This window comes from Streptomyces sp. NPDC025721 (assembly GCF_055558595.1).
In genome coordinates, this window is the sequence record NZ_JBVHMF010000049.1 from 17,842 (window position 1) to 36,800 (window position 18,959).

Here is an 18,959-nt window from a genome sequence, read left to right on the forward strand (position 1 = left end):
GCGACCGGAGCGGTGGGAGGTTCAGGAGACGGACTATCCGAAACGTGCGGGTTGAGCATATGAAGTTGCGCTCTTCCCATGCAGATCCATCGTTGTTCTGCGAAAAATTTGCGTTTGTGTTGGCAGAGTGTTACAGACGCGCTACGGCGGCGTCTACGCCTCGGAAGGCAACGATTCATGCCATGGCAAAGCCAGTTGGCGGACCTGCCGGTTTCCGGACATGCCTGAGCGCCCGCGCGTGGGCGGGTCGGGTGACAGTGGGTACGCGTGAGAGCGGTCTCACGTCACAGCGGGTTCGCCCCCGTGCTTCAGGGGAAGGCGCGCAGTGCGGCGCCGAGCGTTACGCGCGGTCGTCGGAGCCGGCCAACGCCTCTTCGACGGAGTCACGGACGGCCAGCACCATCGGCAGTCCGACCAGGCCGAAGAGCCGGGCGACGAAGGGAGAGGGAGCGGCGAGCCACAGGCGACCGGGGCCAAGATCGACATCGGCCCGCAGCAACTCGTTCACCGTGGAGGAGTCACAGAAAGTGACCTGCGACAGATCGAGCACCACGCGGGGCGCGTCGTCGCGCCTGGCCGCGGCCAGCGCAGCCCGCAGCGGCTCCAGGGTTTCCAGGTCGAGCTCGCCGCGCAAGGCGAGGACCAGCGCGGTCCCGGCCCGGCGGACGGCCACCTCGACCGGTCTCCCGGCACCCTCTCCGCCACCGCTCACAGCGCTTCCTTCACTCTCTGCCGCACCGGCGGCCGTACGAGGCGTTCCGTCGCCCCCGTGCTGCCCGACATGCGCAGTCACGCGAGCCACCCTAGTAAGATCGTTGCCACTTGACAACAATATCCATCGGACAAGAGTCTGTGCCGACGCACACGTGTTCGTGTCACGGCATGGGTGCGGGTCGGGATGCGAGTGCGCGGGCGACAGCGCCCGGGGCGGGGAGCGGTGCGTGATGCTAGGCGGAGTCCGCCGCACGGCGTGCGGGGTCGGCGGTGGTCGCACCGGGTACGGCCGCACCGGCGGCGGCACGGCGGAAGGCCGTCAGTCCCTCGGCGAGCGCCGCCAGCTCGTCCGGCGCCATCCGGCCCAGCACGGCCTTCACCTCGCGGGCCCTGAAGTCGCGGAATTCGGCGAGTGCCGCGTGCCCGCGCCGGGTCAGCCGCAGTTCCACCTCGCGGCGGCTGGTCGGGCTCGTCTGCCGGTCCACCAGACCGACCGCCTCCAGCCGGTCGCAGAGCCTGCTCACCGAGGACGGCCGCGATCCCAGCGCGTCGCCCAGTGTCCGCAGATTGGCGCCCTCGTACTGTTCGATCGCGAACAGCGCCCGCACCTGCGACGGTGACAGGGGGCCGGACGGTGCGGCCTCCTGGCCTCTCCCCCACAGGACCTCCAGCAGTTCCGACACAGCACTGGCTTCATGAGCGACCTGCTCATGGCGGTGAGGCGGAACGATGTGGGGCACCTGGCCACTGTGCCACTGACGACGGCGGTTTGTCAGCCCGCGCCTCCCCGCACGGGCCCGCTGCCACCCGCCGCGCCCACCTCGTCACCCCGCCCTCACCTCGGCCGCCGTCCCCGACCCCCCTTCACCGCCACCGTCCGTCAGCACCGCTTCAGCCCCCCACACGCCGTCTCTCCCACCGATCGCAAAGGCTGTCCCGCCCGTGACGAACTTCCTGGCCGTAGAACGCGCTCTGCGCTCCGCGGCTCCCTACGCTCTGCTGGACACCGCGCGCACCGCGCTGGCCGAGCACTACGGCACGGTCTCGGCCGACCTGCTGCTGGCCGACTACAGCACCACGGTGCTCCAGTCGGTCGACGTCTCGGCGCCCGCCAGGCTCTCGCTGCCGGTGCACAACACCCCGCAGGGCAGGGCGTTCGGCAGCCAGCAGCCGGTTGAGCAGCGCGCGGGGCGGGACGGCGAGGTCACCGTGCATCTGCCGGTCACCGTGCGCGGCGACCGGCTGGGCATCCTCACGGTCGTGCTGCCCGCCGACCGGCACGCCGTGCAGGGCGTCGGCGAGCTGGCCGAGGTGGCGGAGCTGCTCGGACGCGAACTGGTGGTCGCCGAGCGGGACACCGACCACTATCTGATCGCGCGCAGGGCCACGCGGCTCACCCTGGCGGCCGAGATGCAGTGGGAGCTGCTGCCGGGCCGCGCCTTCGCCCGGCCCGAGTACGCGCTCGGCGCCCAGCTGGAGCCCGCCTACGCCATCCACGGCGACAACTTCGACTGGTCGGCCAGCCCGGACACCCTGACCCTGGCCATCACCAACGGCATGGGCGCGGGCATCGACGCGTCCCTGCTGACCAGCCTGGCCGTCAACGCGCTGCGCAACGCGCGCCGGGCGGGCATCGGCATCGCCGACCAGGCCGCGCTCGCCGACCAGGCGCTGTGGTCGCGCTACCGCGGCGCCGCCCACGTCGCCACGCTGCTGCTCTCCTTCGACGTGCCCAGCGGTGTGGTGCAGGTGGTGGACGCCGGGTCGCCCCGGCTGTGGCGGCAGCGCGGCAAGACCGTCGAGCGGGTGGCATTCGACGAGCAGCTGCCGCTCGGGATGTTCGAGGAGACCCTGTACGTGGCCGAGGAGTTCCAGGTGCTGCCCGGCGACCGGCTGCTGTTCGCCAGCGACGGCGTCTACGCCACGTACTCCCCCGAAGGCGACGCGTACGGCGACCGGGCACTGATCCGCGGCTTGTCGGCGACCAGTCTGCTGCCCGCCGCCGACGTGCCGGGCGCGGTGCTGCGCGAGCTGCCCGACTACCGGGGGCACGAAGCGGACGACGACGCGCTGGTGGTCTGCCTCGACTGGTTCGGCCCGCAGGAGGAGACCGGGGCCTGAGCCGTACGGTCGTATACGGTCGCCGCGCACGTCAGCCGTACGTTGACGCGAGCTCGCGCGCCGGCCGTCAGCGCAGGACCGCACGGGCGGCGCCCAGCCGCTTCTTGATCATGTGCAGCCAGGGGTGCCGGTCGCTCTGCTCGCGCGAGTAGCGGTCCAGCTCCTCCACCAAACGCTCCGACCGCTTCTCGACGGCCAGCTCGTCCAGGATGCGGTCGACCTCGGCCAGCAGCGCGCCGTGCAGCTGCCACTGCCGGGGGTGCTCGCGCACCTTGGCGAGCAGCAGCTGGGCGGTCCTGTCACGGCTGGCCGTGCTGTCGGTGAGGGCCTGCGCCAGCTGCTCCTCCGCCGACTGCGCGTTGGCCGCGACCTGGGTGGTGATCAGTACGGCGAAGCTCTCGATCGCGTGCGCCACGTGGTCGAACAGCTCCTCAAGTTCGACGGCGACGTCGTCGGGGAACAGCGACTCCTCGGTGCGGTGCTTGGCGAGGTCGGTGAGCGTCCTGGACAGCACGCGCAGCACCACCGCGCAGATCTCCAGGGTGTCGAGCCCCGTCCGCAGCACGATCCGGGAGAGCACGCCCTCGCGGACCCGCGGATTCCACCGCAGGCTGTCCTCCGCCTGCCGCAGCGAGGCGTCGACCTCGACGATGTCGTGGTCGACGCGGCGCGCCTCGTGCAGCCGGGCGGCGGCGCGCTCGACGGGGAGGTGTCCGGCCAGCTCGCCGCCCATGTCGCGGAAGAGGGCGCCCATCCGGCGGGACAGCGACTCGATGGAGCCGCCCGCGGACTGCACCCAGACCGGCGGCGCGAACAGCAGGTTGAACAGCAGGCCGACGCCCGCGCCGATCAGCGTCTCCAGCACCCGGTCCCACGCGGTGTCCGCGACCCGGGTCACGCCGAGGACGAGCATCGCGCTGATCGCGACCTCGGGCACGAACTCGCCGACCCGTACGACGCGGCCGATCAGCAGCGCGCTGAAGATCGTCAGACCCAGGCTCCACCAGCTCAGCCCGACCAGCGCGCTGAAGCCGATGGCGATCAGGACGCCGACCACCACCGAGTTCACCCGCCGGATGCCGGTGGTCAGCGTGGAGTAGAGGGTGACCTGGACGACCAGCAGAGCCGTCAGGGGCGCGGTCAGCGGGGCGGGCTGCGGGGTGAGCTGGACGGCGGCGACATAGGCGATGACGGCCGCGGCGGTGGACCTGAGGGTCTGGGCCGCGGCCGGCTCCGTGGTCCACCGGACCAGCTTGACCATGGGTTCTGGTACGTCGGGCATCCCGTGCACGTTCCCGCTCTCGGCGATCTCAGTGGTCCGGGCCCACCCTAAAGTCGATCTCCTCCGGAACGGCCGGTGGCGCGCCTCGTACGGTCATTCGGGATTGGCGCACGGCACTTCGGGGTTCACCGCACCGCGCTTATTGACATGCTCACGCTGCACCGCTGAAATGTGGTTGCTTTCGTTCGACCCCGTTGGATTGTGCGCCATTGAAATGACTCGGAGCCGCACATGCCGCACGAACGACACACCAAAACACACCACCTCCGGCAGCGCCTCGCGGCCTCGGCCGCGTCGCTCACCCTCGTCGCCGGGGCTGGAGCCGGACTCACCGCACTGGCCGCGACCGCCGCCGTGACCGCTCAGATCGCCGCCGCGCCACCGGCCGCGGCCCTCGACAACGGCCTGGCCCTGACCCCGCAGATGGGTTTCAACAACTGGAACTCCACCGGCTGCGGGTCCCAGTTCAACGAGGCGATGGTCAAGGGCATCGCCGACCTCTTCGTCTCCCAGGGCCTCAAGGCCGCCGGATACACCTACGTCAACCTGGACGACTGCTGGGCGCTGCCCAGCCGCGACGCCTCGGGCAACCTCGTCGCCGACCCCGTGCGCTTCCCCGACGGCATCAAGAACGTCGCCGACTACGTCCACTCCAAGGGGCTGAAATTCGGCCTCTACTCCTCCGCGGGCACCAAGACCTGCAACAGCGCGGGCTTCCCCGGCGGCCTCGGCCACGAGCAGCAGGACGCCAACCTGTGGGCGTCCTGGGGCGTGGACTACCTCAAGTACGACAACTGCAACAACAACAACGTCGACGCGCAGCAGCGCTACAAGGCGATGGGCGACGCGCTGAAGGCCACCGGCCGGCCGATCCTCTACAGCATCTGCGAATGGGGCTCCAACCAGCCGTGGAACTGGGCGCCCGCGGTCGGCAACTCCTGGCGTACGACCGGGGACATCAGCGACTCGTGGTCCAGCATGATCAACATCGCGCACCAGAACCAGCAGCTCGCGCCGTACGCCAAGCCCGGCGCGTGGAACGACCCGGACATGCTGGAGGTCGGCAACGGCGGCATGACCGACACCGAGTACCGCACCCACTTCAGCCTCTGGTCGGAGATGGCCTCGCCGCTGCTGATCGGCAGCGACATCAGGACCGCGTCAGCCGCCACGCTGACGATCCTGAAGAACGCCGACGTGATCGCGGTGGACCAGGACCCGTTGGGCAAGCAGGGCTCGGTGGTCTCCTCCTCCGGCGGGCTCGTGGTGATGTCGAAGCCGCTGGCCAACGGCGACCGCGCGGTGACGCTCACCAATGAGAACGCCTCCGCCCAGACCGTCAGCACCACCGCGCAGGCCGTCGGCGTCGGCGGCGCGTCCTCGTATGCGCTCAAGGACCTGTGGTCCAAGGCGACATCGAGCACCGGCGGCACGATCAGCGCGTCGGTGCCCGCGCACGGCACGGTGATGTTCCGGGTCACCCCGGGCAGCCCGGTGCCGCCGCCGACCGGGCTCAACGAGCTGAGCGACCTGTCGTGGACCTCGGCGGTGAACGCCTGGGGCCCGGTCGAGCGCGACCACAGCAACGGCGAACAGGCCGCGGGCGACGGCAGGACGCTCACCATCGGCGGCACCACGTACGCGAAGGGGCTCGGGGTGCACGCGCCCAGTGACCTCTCCTACTACGTCGGCGGTCTGTGCGGAAAGCTGACCGTGGACGTCGGGGTGGACGACGAGGTGGGGAGCAACGGCTCGGTGGACTTCCAGATCTACCGCGACTCCACCCTGGTCGCCGACAGCGGGACCCGTACGGGCAACGACGCGGCGGCGCACCTGACCGCCGACCTGACCGGAGGGACGACGCTGCGGCTGGTGGCCACCGACGCGGGCGACGGCATGAACTACGACCACGCCGACTGGGCCGACGCCAAGATGGCCTGCGGCAAAGGCCCTTCGGCCGGCACGCACGCCCTCAGCGACCTCAACTGGTCGTCGGCGGTGAGCGGTTGGGGCCCGGTCGAGCGCGACCGCAGCAACGGCGAACAGGCCGCTGGCGACGGCAGGACGCTCACCGTCGGCGGCACCACGTACAGCAAGGGGCTGGGCGTGCACGCGGCCAGCACGGTCGTCTACTACCTGGGCGGCGGGTGCTCCTCGGTCACCGCCGATGTGGGGGTGGACGACGAGGTCGGCAGCAAGGGCTCGGTGGACTTCCAGATCTACCGCGACTCGACGCTGGTCGCCGACAGCGGGGTGGTGACCGGCAGTGACACGGCCCGGCATCTGACGGCCGCTCTGGGCGGCGGTACGGAGCTGCGGTTGGTGGTCACCGACGGCGGCAACGGCAACGACTCCGACCACGCCGACTGGGCGGGGCCGGTACTGACCTGCGGCTGACGCGCAGGACTGGACCAATCATGGCGGCGGAGATTTTTCTCCGCCGCCATCGTCATGTTCACCGTCTCAAGCTCTTGCACACAGCGACAAGCCGCTTAACTCCCTTATCGGGACGAGTGGTTCGTTGACCCTTCGGGTGTCGACATCAAGGCGGACCCGAGTGAATTCGCGGGGCGAATCTCGTTCACTTTCTTGACGTGTCAGCAACAGCGCCGTAATCATCGCAGCATTCAGAGAGCGCTCTCTCGCTCGGCGACCAATCAGGAGACGCCGTGATCGGCAACCCCCCACAGACCCTTCCGTCCCCCACGACACGATTCCCCAGATCGCTGATCTTCGCCTTCGTCGCGGCCCTCGTCGCGACGCTCGCGCTGGCGGTCTCACAGACTCCGGCCAAGGCCGCGGGCACCCTGCTCTCGCAGGCGAAACCGGCCACCGCCTCCTCCACGGAGAACGCGGGCACGCCCGCGTCGGCCGCGGTCGACGGCGACCTCGGCACCCGCTGGTCCAGCGCGGCGGCCGACCCGCAGTGGCTCCAGGTCGACCTCGGCGCCACGTCCACCCTCTCCCAGGTGGTGCTCAACTGGGAGACGGCGTACGCGAAGGCGTACCAGATCCAGGTCTCGGCCAACGGCACGACCTGGACGAACGTCTACAGCACCACGACCGGCGCCGGTGGCACCGAAACCCTCGACGTCACCGGCTCCGGACGCTACGTCCGGATCAACACCACGGCGCGCGCCACCCAATACGGCGTCTCGCTCTGGGAGTTCAAGGTCTACGGCTCCACCGGCACGGGCAACGCGGCCTGCGGTACGGCCAACTCCGCGCTGAACAAGCCCGCGACGGCCTCGTCCACGGAGAACGCGGGCACTCCCGCCTCCGCCGCGGTCGACGGCAACATGGGCACCCGCTGGTCCAGCACGGCGGCCGACCCGCAGTGGCTCCAGGTCGACCTGGGCAGTTCGCAGAACGTCTGCGGTGTCCAGTTGAGCTGGGAGACGGCGTACGCGAAGGCGTACCAGATCCAGGTCTCGGCCAACGGCACGACCTGGACGAACGCCTACTCCACCACCACGAGCCCCGGCGCGACCGAGCTGATCACCCTGACCGGCACCGGCCGTTACGTCCGGGTCTACACCACCGCGCGCGCCACCCAATACGGCGTCTCGCTCTGGGAGTTCCAGATCTTCACCGGTGGCGGCGGCAGCACGACCCCGCCGACCACTCCGCCCACCACACCCCCGACCACCCCGCCCACCACGCCGCCGGGCGGCGCGGTCCTGCTGTCGTACAACAAGCCGGCCTCCGCCTCGACCTACCAGAACGCCAATAGCTGCGTCGGCTGCACGCCGGCCAAGGCGTTCGACGAGGACCCGGCCACCCGGTGGGCGACCAGCGACACCAACGGCTGGGTCGACCCCGGCTGGATCAGCGTCGACCTGGGCGCGACCGCGCACATCACGCAGGTCGTCCTCCAGTGGGACCCGGCCTACGCGACCGCGTACCAGATCCAGGTCTCGCCGGACAACACCAACTGGACGAGCATCTACTCCACCACCACCGGCAAGGGCTTCAAGGAGACCCTGAACGTGGACGGCACCGGCCGCTACGTGCGGATGTACGGCACCGCGCGCAGCAACGGCTACGGGTACTCGCTGTGGACCTTCGACGTCTACGGCACCGGCGGCAACCCCACCGCGCCGCCCGCCCTGCCGCCCGACCCGGGCAACCCCACGCACCTGGTGTGGAGCGACGAGTTCAACGGCGCCGCGGGCACCAAGCCGGACACCGGCAAGTGGACCCAGGACATCGGCGGCGGGCAGAACGGCGAGCTGGAGTACTACACCAACGGCGACAACACCTCGATGGACGGCAACGGCAACCTCGTCATCGAGGCCAGGAAGGAGAACGTCCAGGGCCACCAGTACACCTCGGGCCGGATCAACACCTCGGACCACTTCAACTTCACCTACGGCCACGTCGAGGCGCGGATCAAGGTGAGCGGCACGCAGGGTCTGTGGCCCGCGTTCTGGATGCTGGGGTCCAACTTCAAGACGGGCACGCCGTGGCCCAACTCCGGTGAGATCGACATCATGGAGCACGTCGGCAAGGTCGCCGACTCCGTCTACTCCACGCTGCACGCCCCCGCCTACAACGGCGGAAACGGTTACGGGTCCCCGTACACCCTCGCGGGCAGCGACTTCGCCTCGGACTTCCACACCTACGCCGTGGACTGGGACTCCCACCACATGACGTTCTCGGTGGACGGCCATGCCTTCTTCACCGCCGACAAGGCGACGGTGGAGGCGACCAGGGGTCCGTGGGTGTACGACCACCCGTTCTACATCATCCTCAACAACGCGGTGGGCGGTGACTGGCCCGGAGCTCCCGACGCCACCACGGTCTTCCCGCAGCGCATGCTGATCGACTACGTGCGCGTGTCGCAGTAACCGCGACGCCGCGCCTGCCGCGGTAGGCGCGTCCGCCTCCCCGTATGTGATGACGGTTCACACGGGGAGGCGGACGTATGTCCGGGGCAGGGGGTTGCCGGACCGGGGGTTCGGGGGTCAGGGGGTTCGGGGACCGGGGTCCGCGCTCCGGCGCACCGGCGCACCGGGCGGCAATGTTGTCAGGGTCGCGTCATGAGCCTAGAGTGACGCGCGGAGTTTCCGGCCCCCACCCACCGGACGCGCGCGGCGAGAGCCGACCGGCAGCATTCACCCGCTCGTAACGCACGGCACATCAGTCACAGGTTCTACGCGCGCAGAATCATCTCCCGCACCCCCACTGACCGCCCCCCACCTGGAGGTTGACGGATGCTTGGAACCCGTGTGCCCCGCAGCCGTGTGCTGATCGGCGCGGCAGCCGCACTGGGCGCGATCGCGCTCGGCGCGGCCGGTCTCAGCGGCGGCTCCGCTCAGGCCGCCCCCGGCGCCCCGGTCGCGCCGGCCGCGGCGACGACGCACCGCGTGCTCTTCGACAACACCAAGGCCGAGACGGCCGGGAACGCCGACTGGATCATCAGCACGAGCCAGCCCGACCCGCTCGGCCAGAACGCCAACCCCACCAAGGAGACGGACTGGACCGGCGCCTTCTCCGCCTGGGGCGTCGCGCTCCAGAAGGCGGGCGGGTACACCCTCAACACGCTGCCGTCCGGCCGCACGATCACCTACGGCAACAGCTCCAACGCCCAGGACCTCAGCAACTTCGACACCTTCGTGCTGCCCGAGCCGAACGTGAAGCTGAGCGCGGCCGAGAAGACCGCCGTGATGAAATTCGTGCAGAACGGCGGCGGCCTCTTCCTGATCTCCGACCACAACAACAGCGACCGCAACAACGACGGCTGCGACTCCCCCTGCGTCATCAACGACCTGCTGACCAGCAACGGGGTCGACAACACCGACCCGTTCGGCTTCTCCGTCGACCTGCTGGACATCAGCACCGACAATCCGCGGGCGATCAGTGACGCGTCCAACCCGGTGCTGCACGGCCCGTTCGGCAATGTGACGGGCAGCATCCTGCGCGACGGCACCACCTTCACCCTCAAGCCCGCCGACAATCCGAACGTCAAGGGGCTGCTGTACAAGACGGGTTCGTCCGGCAACACCGGCGCGTTCTTCGTCACCAGCACCTTCGGCAGCGGCCGGGTGGCGATCTGGGGTGACAGCTCACCCGCCGACGACGGCACCGGCCAGTCGGGCAACACCCTCTACAACGGCTGGGACGACCCGGCGGGCACCGACGCCGCGCTCGCGCTCAACGCGACGGCCTGGCTGGCCGGTTCGGGATCGGGCGGCACGACGCCGCCCACCACTCCCCCGACCACCCCGCCGACCGGCGGCACCTGCACCGCGCGCCAGCTCCTGGCCAACCCCGGCTTCGAGTCCGGCACTTCGTCGTGGACGGCGACCAGCGGCGTCATCAACAACAACGCGTCGCAGGCGGCGCACAGCGGCTCGTACAAGGCGTGGCTCGACGGTTACGGGACCGCCACCACGGACACCGTCGCGCAGTCGGTGACCATCCCGGCGGGCTGCGCCGCGAGCCTGAGCTTCTGGCTGCACATCGACACCGCGGAGACGGGCACCACCGCCTACGACACGCTCAAGGCGCAGGTCCTGAACTCCTCCGGCACCGTACTGAGCACCCTGGCCACGTACTCCAACGTCAACGCGGCCTCCGGCTTCCAGCAGCGCACCTTCGACCTGGGCGCGTACGCGGGGCAGACGGTCACCGTCAAGTTCACCGGGACCGAGGGCTCCAAGCTCCAGACCTCGTTCGTCATCGACGACACGGCGCTGAACGTGAGCTGAGCGCGGCGGCGGTACGGGCGGCCGGGTCCCGGGAGTGGGGGCTCAGCCGTCCGCACCGGTCTCGTCCGGGTCGAATTCGCACCAGACGGCCTTGCCGTCGCCGCGCGGCTCCACGCCCCAGCAGGCGGCGAGCGCGTCGATCATCAGCAGGCCGCGGCCCGAGGTGGCCGCCTCGCCGGGCGATCTGCGGCGCGGCCAGACGCTCGACCGGTCCTGGACCGACAGCCGCACCCGGCGTACCGGTTCCGGCAGCACCTCAAGGGTGAGGACGGCGCCGCCCTCGGTGTGCAGCAGCACATTGACCAGCAGCTCGCCCGCGGCGAGTTCCACGTCGTCGGCGAGGTCGGCCAGGCCCCAGTCGGTGAGCGCCTGCCGCAGGGCGGACCGGGCGTCGGCCAGGCCCTCGGGGTCGGCCTGGTGGACGTAGCTGTGCATCCGCGGGGCGCGCGGGGTGCCGGTGTCGGGGGCGCGGCGCAGGATCAGCAGCGCGACGTCGTCGCCCGAGCCCCAGCGCTCCCAGAGGTTCTCCGCGAGGTGGTCGGCGAGCGCCTCGGCGGGCTGCGGGCCGAAGTGCACCGCCTCGGCCAGCGCCTCCATACCGATGGTGATGTCCAGACCGCGCTCCTCGACCAGGCCGTCGGTGCAGAACACCAGCGTCTCGCCGGGCACCAGGTCGATCCGGGTCTCGGGGAACTCGTGCAGTTCCAGGGTGGTGGCCAGGCCCAGCGGCAGGCCGCCGCGCACATTCGGCCAGCCGGTACGCCCGTCGGTGTGCCGGATCAGCGGCCCGAGGTGGCCCGCGCGGGCGGCGGAGACGGAGCCGGTGGCGAGGTCGATCTGCGCGTAGGCGCAGGTGGCGAAGCGCTCGGTGTCCAGTTCCGCCAGGAAGCGGGAGGCGCGGGCGAGCACGGTGGACGGCGGGTGGCCCTCGGCCGCGTACGCGCGCAGGGCGATCCTGAGCTGGCCCATCACGGCGGCGGCGTGCGTGTCGTGGCCCTGCACGTCGCCGACGACCAGGCCGACCCGGTTCTGCGGCAGCGCGACCACGTCGTACCAGTCGCCGCCGACCTCCCGCCCGCTGCGCGCCGCGTGGTAGCGGACGGCGATCTCGGCGCCGTCGACGCGCGGGATGTGCCGGGGCAGCATCGCGGCCTGGAGGCCGGTGGCGAACTCCCGCTCCTGGTCGAAGAGGATCGCGCGCTGGAGGGACTGGGCCAGGATGCCCGCGAGCGTCATGTACAGCTCGCGGTCCTCCGGCCGGAATTCGGTGCGGTCGTGGTAGAAGAGCGCGAGGCCGCCGATGGAGCGGGCCTGGGCGACCAGCGGCAGGAAGGCCGCCGCGAAGTTGCTGTCGGAGTCGACGCCCGCGCCGGGCTTCATCTGGGCGCGCAGCAGCGGAAACTTCTCGGCCAGCGCCGGGAAGTCCGTGGCGAACCGCGGCTGCTGCGTGATGACGGCCTGGGTGAGCGGCAGCGAGTCGTCGAGCCGCCGCAGCCGCAGCCCCTCGTAGAAGGACATCTCCCGGCCGCTGAAGGCGACCACCTTGAGATTGCCGGTCTCTATCAGGCCGAGCGTCAGTCCGTCGGCGCCGAAGCGCTCCAGGCCGCCCGCGCCGGTGAGTACCGCGATGACGTCGTCGACCGTGACGGCCGTGGACAGCGCCTCGATCGTACGGCGCACGATCGAGGGCAGGCTGCGGCGCTCGTGCCGTGGGGGCGGGGTGCTGGGCGCGGGGGTCTGGGTCAGCTCGGCGGTCGCGTCCCTGACGATGCCCAGGACGCGGTACGCGTTGCCGAGGTCGTCGCGCAGGATGGCGCCCTGGGTGTGCGTCCACTGCTTGGCGCCGTCCCTGCGGGTGACCTGGAAGTATCCGCCGTAGCTGCGGCGGCCCGCTTGCAGGGCCCTGCGCAGCGCGATGTCGAGGCGGGCGCTCTCCTCCGGGGTCACCCGCAGCACCAGCGAGTCGATCCGGCCGTCGAATTCCTCCGGGCGCAGGTCGAAGACGTCGAGTCCCGCCTGGTCGAGGTCGAAGGTGCCGAGGTCGAGGTCCCAGTCGAAGGTGCCCATGCCGTTCATGGCAAGCCGCTCCCCGGGGCCGATCTCCGGGGCCGTCGGCAGACCCGTCGGGAAAGGCCCCACGCGGGGGTCGTAGCCGCCACCTGGTGGCCGCTTGCGTGCCGTCATGCACCTGCTCCGGGGTCGGGCGGCGGTCATCTGACCACATCCGCGAGGCGGGCCACACGGACCACCAGGATAGCTTTGGCATGATTTATCGCCATGAGGGACATTATCCAGCGTCCCACATTCCGCCACGGGGCCGCGCTTCCGCCTTCTGGGCGGCTCGTGCGGGCGGCTCGTACGGGCCGCTCGTGCAGGCCGCTCGTACGGGCCGCTCGTACGGGCCGCTCGTACGGGCCGCTCGTGCAGGACTCAGTCGGGGCTCCGTGGGGATGCGCGTCAGGTGCGCGTGGACGACCGCGCGAGGGAGCCTCGCGGGCGGCGGTACGCCGTCAGCCGCGGGTGGCGCGTCTGCGGCGGACGACGAGCACGCCCGCGGCAGCGACCAGGACGCCGCCCGCCAGGATCTCCCGCGCGTTCGGGGCGGACACATCGCCGCCGAGGCCGGTTCGCACCGCGCCGGTCCGCACCGCGGCGGTCGGCTTCGTACCGGTGGACGTCGTACCGGTGGACGTCGTACCGGCCGCGACGGTCAGCGCGGCGGTGCCCCGCTGGCTCCCGCAGGTGAAGGTCACGTCGTACCGCGCGCCGGGCTTGGCCTCGCCGTCCACCGTGGCGGTGGCGACCTGCCCGGGCCCGTCGCCCTTGCCGAGAGTCACGTCGCCAAAGAGCGCCGGGGCCGAGGCGGTCGCCTGGCCGGCGCAGTCGGTGGCCGTGAGGGTGACCTTCCCGCCGGGCACGACGGTGGTCGGCGAGACACCGAAGCCGAAGGACGTGAGGTCGGAGTCGGCCCGCGCGGCGGGTGCGGCCAGGGCCAGCGCGAGCGCCGTTCCCGCGACGAGGGCGGCCGTTGTCCGTCCGGGGGCACGTCCAGAGCGCATGCGGTCTCTCCACGCACCGGGGCGGTCTGGCGACCGCTCATGGGGGGACCGGCACGCTCCCCACCCAACCCGGCGCCGTCGCTGTCCGCCTTCCCTGCCGCCGCCTCCGGCCGCCCGGCTCCTCCCAACCCCCGTACCGCCGCGCCCTCTTGTCCCCGCCCGCCCCGTCCCCGGCCTCCGACCCATCCGGGTGACACCCCATCCCGTGGCCGGGCGCGCACCCCCAAACACCCGATGGGCCATTCGGCCGCCGTCCCCGCACCGCGCGGAACGCGGTTCCCCAAGGCCGCCGCGAGGTGTCCTGGCCCTGCGCAAGGCCATGTCGTGAGGTGCGCGGGGCCGTGTTCGATGTGCGGCTGCCGCCGCGTGGGCGCGACCAGCCACCATGCTCCCGCACGTCACCACCCGCCCCGGAGGGGCATTCCGGTCGGTCCCCGGACCACCCGCCGGTGGGGGCCGGTCGCGCAGTTCCCCGCGCCCCTACGGGGCACGTCCCGGCCCGGATCGGCTGCCGCCGCGTAGGCGCGACCAGGCACGACGCCCCCGAAGGTCACCGCCCGCACCCCTGAGACGGGAGGCGTCAGGCGGTGGGGGTGAGGACGGACAGGACGACGAGGCCGGGCCGGGAGCGGGCCGGGGCAGGTGGACCGACCGCGGGAAAGCGGTCGACCAGGGCGTCGAAGACGCGATACGCGCTGGCCTCGTCGCGCGCGGTGATCAGGACGTGCACCACACCAGGTTCCCGAAGGTCTTCCCAGTCCTCTGCCATCACCGGCTCCTTCCGCCGTGGATCGGTCCCCCGGACAGACAACGCGCCGTGGGCGCGCAGTTGCGGGCGCCGGAGCGGTTCACTCCCACGGGAGCGCGCGCGGGGGCGTGCGGCATAGGCGCGCGATGACCGGGTACGTGTCGTGTCCAGTCGGCGAGGATCACGAAGAGGCCCTCGCCAGGACCTTCGGAGGCAGCGATGACCAACCCCGTGCCCGAGCCCTTCCCGACGCCGGGGCCCGATCCGTTCCCGTCGCCGGTGCCCGGTCCCACCCCCGGCCCGGGTCCGGTCCCGGTGCCGGATCCGACGCCGACACCTCCGGGACCCGAGCCGGTGCCTCCCGGCCCGGCGCCCGACCCGGTGCCGCCGACGCCTGAGCCGAGTCCCGCGCCGCCCCCGCCGCCGCCGTCGATGTACTGAGCAGCGCCGCCGCACCGCCGGTCGCCGGGCCGGACGCGCAGCAGAAACGATAATTCTGCCGCGTCGGGCCCGGCCGCGGGCGACAACCGTGGATCACGCACGGTGCCGCTGCGCCTGTTGATACGAAAGAGGGGACGCCGAGGAACCGGTTCGGCCCGTCGGCTCCCCGATGGCTCACCCTTGCCCGCGGATGTCAAGGCCCCCTTGGCGGGGCCACCTTGTTACCGCACCCTGGGGTGCGGAAGTTTTCGCGGGTGGGGATGATCCGGCAGTGGCGTGAGTGAAACCGGTGATGGACATGGAAGACGACAGGGCGGGGCGGCGGGCAGCGGACGGGGAGCGTCGGTACCGGCCGGACCGCGCGGCGACGGCGGTCGCGGCACCCGAGTCCCGAGGCGGCGGCCAGGAGCCGCCGGATGTGATCGACGTGGTGTTCCCCGTGCCGGGGGCCGAGGACACCGGCCGCGCGGCGGCCGCAGGACCCGGTGGCGGGCCCGGCCGACGTGAACGGCTGCGCGAGCGCCCGCTGTTGCTCGGCGCCGTGTCCATCGCCGCGGTCGCGGTGGCGGCGGTGATCGCCTGGCAGGTGTGGCCGCAGTCGCCCGGCGCGACGGCGCCCGACCGGCCGGCTCCCCCGCCCTCCAGCGCCCGGCCGCTGACCAGCGGCGGGATATCCGGCCACGCGGCCGGACCGCTGCCCTCGGCCGGCGGCCACACCGGCCGGGCCCCGGCCGCCGACGGCGATCCGACCCGTCGGGCCACGCCACCGGCCGGGCCGTCAGCGATGCCCGGAAGCGGAGCGGAAACCGGGACCGGACACGGGAACGGCTCCCCCGCGCCGGGGTCGAGCGTGACCGGCGCGCCGCCCACCACCGCCCCCAGCGACTCCCCCGCGCCGAGCGCCACGGCCCCAACTCCCCGCACACTCCAGGCGGGTGACACCGGATCGGATGTGACCGATCTTCAGCGGCTGCTGTTCGCGCAGGGAATCACCTATGTGTCGCCCACCGGGGTGTGCGACGACGCCACCGTGCGCGGTGTGACGCAGATTCAGCGGGACCGCGGAATCACCTGTGACCCCACGGGTGTCTATGGCCCCTGCACTCGCGCCGCATTGGCCCCGTAACCGCTTTCCGCACGGTCTCGCCCCGGTACGCCCCCGCTGTGCGCCTTATACGCCCCACGTATTCCCCTCGTTCTCCGGGAATTCGATTCGATCATTTTCCGGTCATTTTCCACCACGCGGACGATCGATCCTCACCACGGTCGAGAAAATCGCAAATCCGAGCGATGATTCATCATTCAGGTCGATAATCCTTTCGCGCCGTGCTCATGTCATTCAGAAAACTCGCAGGTGGGAAGGGTCGGGCAGGCGCGTCACGCCGTTCGGTGTCCCCTGCCTTCCGGCCACCTCCGCAGAATGGTCACAAGTCCTCCGCACCGTGCCCCACGATGGTCCCCGTAATTGCGGCCGGGATTCGGCCGCTGCCAGTAGGAAGACGCTGAGCCGATTCATGCCGTCTTCCGGGGGAGGAAAACTATGGGCAGAGCATTGCGTGCTGCCGCTCTGAGTTCAGCGGCGGTTCTCGTGGCCCTGGGGGTGGCACCGAGCGGGGCGCAGGCCGCGACACCGCCCCGTATCGATCTGAGGGTGCTGGTCGTCGACGACGGCGGACCGGCGACACAGGCCATCACCGCGGAACTCGACGGGGCGGGGACCCCGTACACGAGGATCGATCTCAACCAGGCGGGCCGGCCGACCATCAACGCCGCCTACCTCAGCGACACCGTGAGCGGCCGGGCACGCGCCAAGTTCCAGTCGGTGGTGCTGCCCAACGACAACCCGTTCGGGGCGGGTTCCGCCGAGATGGCCGCACTGGCGGCGTACGAGACGGACTTCGGCATCCGCCAGGTGGACGCGTACACCTACGCCCAGCCCGGCGTCGGGCTGAACTACGCGCAGGATCCGGGGTACATCGGCCAACTCGACGGCATTCAGGGCCAGGTGACGGCGCAGGGCACCGCGGGCGACTTCGGTTACCTCAAGGGCGCGGTTCCCTTCGAGGACAACGACCCGAACGTGGCGGAGAGTTACGGCTTCCTCGCGACGCCGCTGGCGACCCAGACCGCCGGGGCGACCTTCACCACGCTGGTCGACGCGCCGATTCCGGACAGTTCGGCGCGCGGTGTGCTGGTCGGGCAGTACAACCACGACGGGCGCAGCGAGTTGGTGCTGCCATTCGTCTACAACCAGTACCAGCAGCAGTTCCGGCTGCTGGCGCGCGGGATCGTGGAGTGGATGACCCAGGGCATCCACCTCGGCGCCGACCGCAACTACTTCGAGGTGCAGGTCGACGACATCTTCCTGGCCGACGACCGGTGGAACACCACCCTCAACTGCACGCCCGGCGACGTGGACTGCCCGATCGGCACCGGTGAGGACACCGATCCGATCCGGATGACCGCGGCGGACGCGCAGTACGCCAAGCAGTGGTCGCAGGCGCACGGCCTCACCCTCGACTTCGTCTTCAACGGCGGCGGCAGCGAGGACTGGAAGGCCGACCACGACACCACCGTCGACCCGCTGGCCACCCAGCTCCTGGCCGACAAGAGCGCCTACCGCTGGGTCAACCACACGTATCTGCACCCCTTCCTCGGCTGTGTCCAGGACGTCAGCGTGGTGCCGTGGGTCTGCGGGACGGACGCCTCGGGGAATGTCCAGTGGGTCAGCAAGGCCGACATCACGGCCTCGGTGCAGGACAACCGCAACTGGGCCGCCTCGCACGGGCTGTCGCTGAACAACCAGGAGCTGGTGACCGGTGAGCACTCCGGGCTCAAGGTGCTGCCGCAGCAGCCGGTCGACAATCCGAACCTCGCGCCCGCGCTGACCCAGCTCGGCGTGAAGTACCTGGCCAGCGACAACTCCCGCGACCCGGGCCAGCGTCAGGTCGGTCCCGCGGTCACCGTGCCGCGCTTCCCGATGAACGTCTTCTACAACGCCGGTACGGCGCAGGAGGAGACCGACGAGTACAACTGGATCTACACCAGCTCCGCCCAGGGCGGCAGCGGCGCCTGCGCGACCTCGGGCAACTCCACTTGTCTGACCGCGCCGTTGGACACCGACACCGGCTACGCGTCGTACATCGTGCCGCTCGAGGCCAAGATCGACCTCGGTCACGTGCTGGCCAACAACCCGCGCCCGCACTTCATGCACCAGTCCAACCTCGCGGAGGGCCGCATCGCCTACCCGGTGCTGGAGCGCATCCTCAGCGACTACGCGTCGCTGTTCGCCGCCAGCACCCCGACCGTCAACCTGCGGACCTCGGACATCGCCACCGAGTTGCAGCGCAGGGCGGCGTGGGATACGGCGTGGAAGGGCGGCCAGGTGACCGCCTACCGGATCGGTGACGCGGTGACGGTCAACGCGCCGAGCGGTACGCAGATCACCGCGACGATGCCCGCCGGTACGCGCCAGTCCCAACTGCTCGGCACGACCGCCTTCGGCACCTCCTACGCGGGCAAGGTGTCCGGCTGGACCACGCCCAGCGTGCTCCAGAGCAATGTGTCGCTGACGCTGCCGTCCGGCGCGGTGCCCGCGCTGGTCAACCTGAACGTCTCGCTCGGGCCGATCACGATCAAGGCTTCCGTCGGCCATCTGCCGGTGCCCAAGGGCGTCGCCAAGGCCGTGCCCGTGGGACCGGGCGACCACACCAGGAAGTAGCACCGGAAAGTGAACCACCCGCGGGCGGGGCGTACTCGGCCCCGCCCGCGGTACCGGGGGGGGGGAGAGGTGGCCGGGGGACAGGGGAACAAGAAGGACAGGGGGGGGAAAACCTCCCCACCCAAAAAACTTCGTGCCCCACCCCCGCTGACCACGCGGG

Annotated in this window: 12 protein-coding genes; 6 read left to right on the top strand and 6 right to left on the bottom strand. The window is 71.1% G+C overall.

Annotation, left to right across the window (positions count from 1 at the left end; all coding sequences use genetic code 11):
• Window positions 1-340: 340 nt before the first annotated feature.
• The gene (locus tag ACZ4EF_RS36345; protein ID WP_355347690.1) at window positions 341-712 is read right to left on the bottom strand and encodes an STAS domain-containing protein; all 372 of its coding nucleotides are present in this window, start codon (window positions 710-712) and stop codon (window positions 341-343) included.
• Between the two features lie 235 nt (window positions 713-947).
• Window positions 948-1,454: a MarR family winged helix-turn-helix transcriptional regulator gene (locus ACZ4EF_RS36350; RefSeq protein WP_355347693.1), complete on the bottom strand. Its 507-nt coding sequence runs from the start codon at window positions 1,452-1,454 to the stop codon at window positions 948-950.
• Window positions 1,455-1,656: 202 nt separating this feature from the next.
• Between ACZ4EF_RS36350 and ACZ4EF_RS36355 the strand changes: the two genes are divergently transcribed.
• Window positions 1,657-2,835, top strand: a complete 1,179-nt coding sequence (locus ACZ4EF_RS36355; RefSeq protein ID WP_355347696.1) for a PP2C family protein-serine/threonine phosphatase — start codon at window positions 1,657-1,659, stop codon at window positions 2,833-2,835.
• Between the two features lie 67 nt (window positions 2,836-2,902).
• Here ACZ4EF_RS36355 and ACZ4EF_RS36360 read toward each other — a convergent pair whose 3' ends face one another.
• Entirely contained in the window at window positions 2,903-4,117 is a 1,215-nt protein-coding gene (locus tag ACZ4EF_RS36360) for an FUSC family protein (protein WP_355347699.1), read from the bottom strand.
• 231 nt (window positions 4,118-4,348) lie between these two features.
• Between ACZ4EF_RS36360 and ACZ4EF_RS36365 the strand changes: the two genes are divergently transcribed.
• The 3 genes from ACZ4EF_RS36365 to ACZ4EF_RS36375 all read left to right on the top strand — a co-directional run bounded on the left by ACZ4EF_RS36365 (window position 4,349) and on the right by ACZ4EF_RS36375 (window position 10,830).
• Window positions 4,349-6,514 carry an NPCBM/NEW2 domain-containing protein gene (locus ACZ4EF_RS36365; RefSeq protein ID WP_401855281.1) on the top strand — a complete coding sequence of 722 codons (2,166 nt, stop codon included), beginning with the start codon at window positions 4,349-4,351 and terminating at the stop codon, window positions 6,512-6,514.
• Window positions 6,515-6,843: 329 nt separating this feature from the next.
• Entirely contained in the window at window positions 6,844-8,967 is a 2,124-nt protein-coding gene (locus ACZ4EF_RS36370; protein ID WP_467508478.1) for a discoidin domain-containing protein, read from the top strand.
• 366 nt (window positions 8,968-9,333) lie between these two features.
• The gene (locus tag ACZ4EF_RS36375) at window positions 9,334-10,830 is read left to right on the top strand and encodes a hydrolase (protein ID WP_401855279.1); all 1,497 of its coding nucleotides are present in this window, start codon (window positions 9,334-9,336) and stop codon (window positions 10,828-10,830) included.
• A 42-nt stretch (window positions 10,831-10,872) separates the two neighbouring features.
• Here ACZ4EF_RS36375 and ACZ4EF_RS36380 read toward each other — a convergent pair whose 3' ends face one another.
• The 3 genes from ACZ4EF_RS36380 to ACZ4EF_RS36390 form a co-directional block, all read right to left on the bottom strand.
• Window positions 10,873-13,014, bottom strand: coding sequence for a SpoIIE family protein phosphatase (locus ACZ4EF_RS36380; RefSeq protein ID WP_467508468.1), 2,142 nt, complete (start codon window positions 13,012-13,014; stop codon window positions 10,873-10,875).
• A gap of 326 nt (window positions 13,015-13,340) precedes the next feature.
• A complete protein-coding gene (locus tag ACZ4EF_RS36385; RefSeq protein ID WP_467508470.1) occupies window positions 13,341-13,889 on the bottom strand; it encodes a hypothetical protein in 549 nt (182 codons plus the stop codon).
• A gap of 580 nt (window positions 13,890-14,469) precedes the next feature.
• Window positions 14,470-14,658 carry a hypothetical protein gene (locus ACZ4EF_RS36390; protein ID WP_391050723.1) on the bottom strand — a complete coding sequence of 63 codons (189 nt, stop codon included), beginning with the start codon at window positions 14,656-14,658 and terminating at the stop codon, window positions 14,470-14,472.
• A 718-nt stretch (window positions 14,659-15,376) separates the two neighbouring features.
• Between ACZ4EF_RS36390 and ACZ4EF_RS36395 the strand changes: the two genes are divergently transcribed.
• Together ACZ4EF_RS36395 and ACZ4EF_RS36400 are read left to right on the top strand one after the other, a co-directional pair.
• Window positions 15,377-16,204 carry a peptidoglycan-binding domain-containing protein gene (locus ACZ4EF_RS36395; RefSeq protein ID WP_467508472.1) on the top strand — a complete coding sequence of 276 codons (828 nt, stop codon included), beginning with the start codon at window positions 15,377-15,379 and terminating at the stop codon, window positions 16,202-16,204.
• A gap of 414 nt (window positions 16,205-16,618) precedes the next feature.
• On the top strand, window positions 16,619-18,799 hold the full coding sequence (locus ACZ4EF_RS36400) for a hypothetical protein (protein ID WP_467508474.1): 2,181 nt from the start codon (window positions 16,619-16,621) through the stop codon (window positions 18,797-18,799).
• Window positions 18,800-18,959 lie beyond the last annotated feature (160 nt).

Coding starts and splice junctions, on each gene's coding strand:
- ACZ4EF_RS36375 (WP_401855279.1), top strand. CDS start 9,334: ATGCTTGGAACCCGTGTGCCCCGCAGCCGTGTGCTGATCGGCGCGGCA.
- ACZ4EF_RS36380 (WP_467508468.1), bottom strand. CDS start 13,014: ATGACGGCACGCAAGCGGCCACCAGGTGGCGGCTACGACCCCCGCGTG.
- ACZ4EF_RS36360 (WP_355347699.1), bottom strand. CDS start 4,117: ATGCCCGACGTACCAGAACCCATGGTCAAGCTGGTCCGGTGGACCACG.
- ACZ4EF_RS36385 (WP_467508470.1), bottom strand. CDS start 13,889: ATGCGCTCTGGACGTGCCCCCGGACGGACAACGGCCGCCCTCGTCGCG.
- ACZ4EF_RS36400 (WP_467508474.1), top strand. CDS start 16,619: ATGGGCAGAGCATTGCGTGCTGCCGCTCTGAGTTCAGCGGCGGTTCTC.
- ACZ4EF_RS36390 (WP_391050723.1), bottom strand. CDS start 14,658: ATGGCAGAGGACTGGGAAGACCTTCGGGAACCTGGTGTGGTGCACGTC.
- ACZ4EF_RS36395 (WP_467508472.1), top strand. CDS start 15,377: ATGGAAGACGACAGGGCGGGGCGGCGGGCAGCGGACGGGGAGCGTCGG.
- ACZ4EF_RS36365 (WP_401855281.1), top strand. CDS start 4,349: ATGCCGCACGAACGACACACCAAAACACACCACCTCCGGCAGCGCCTC.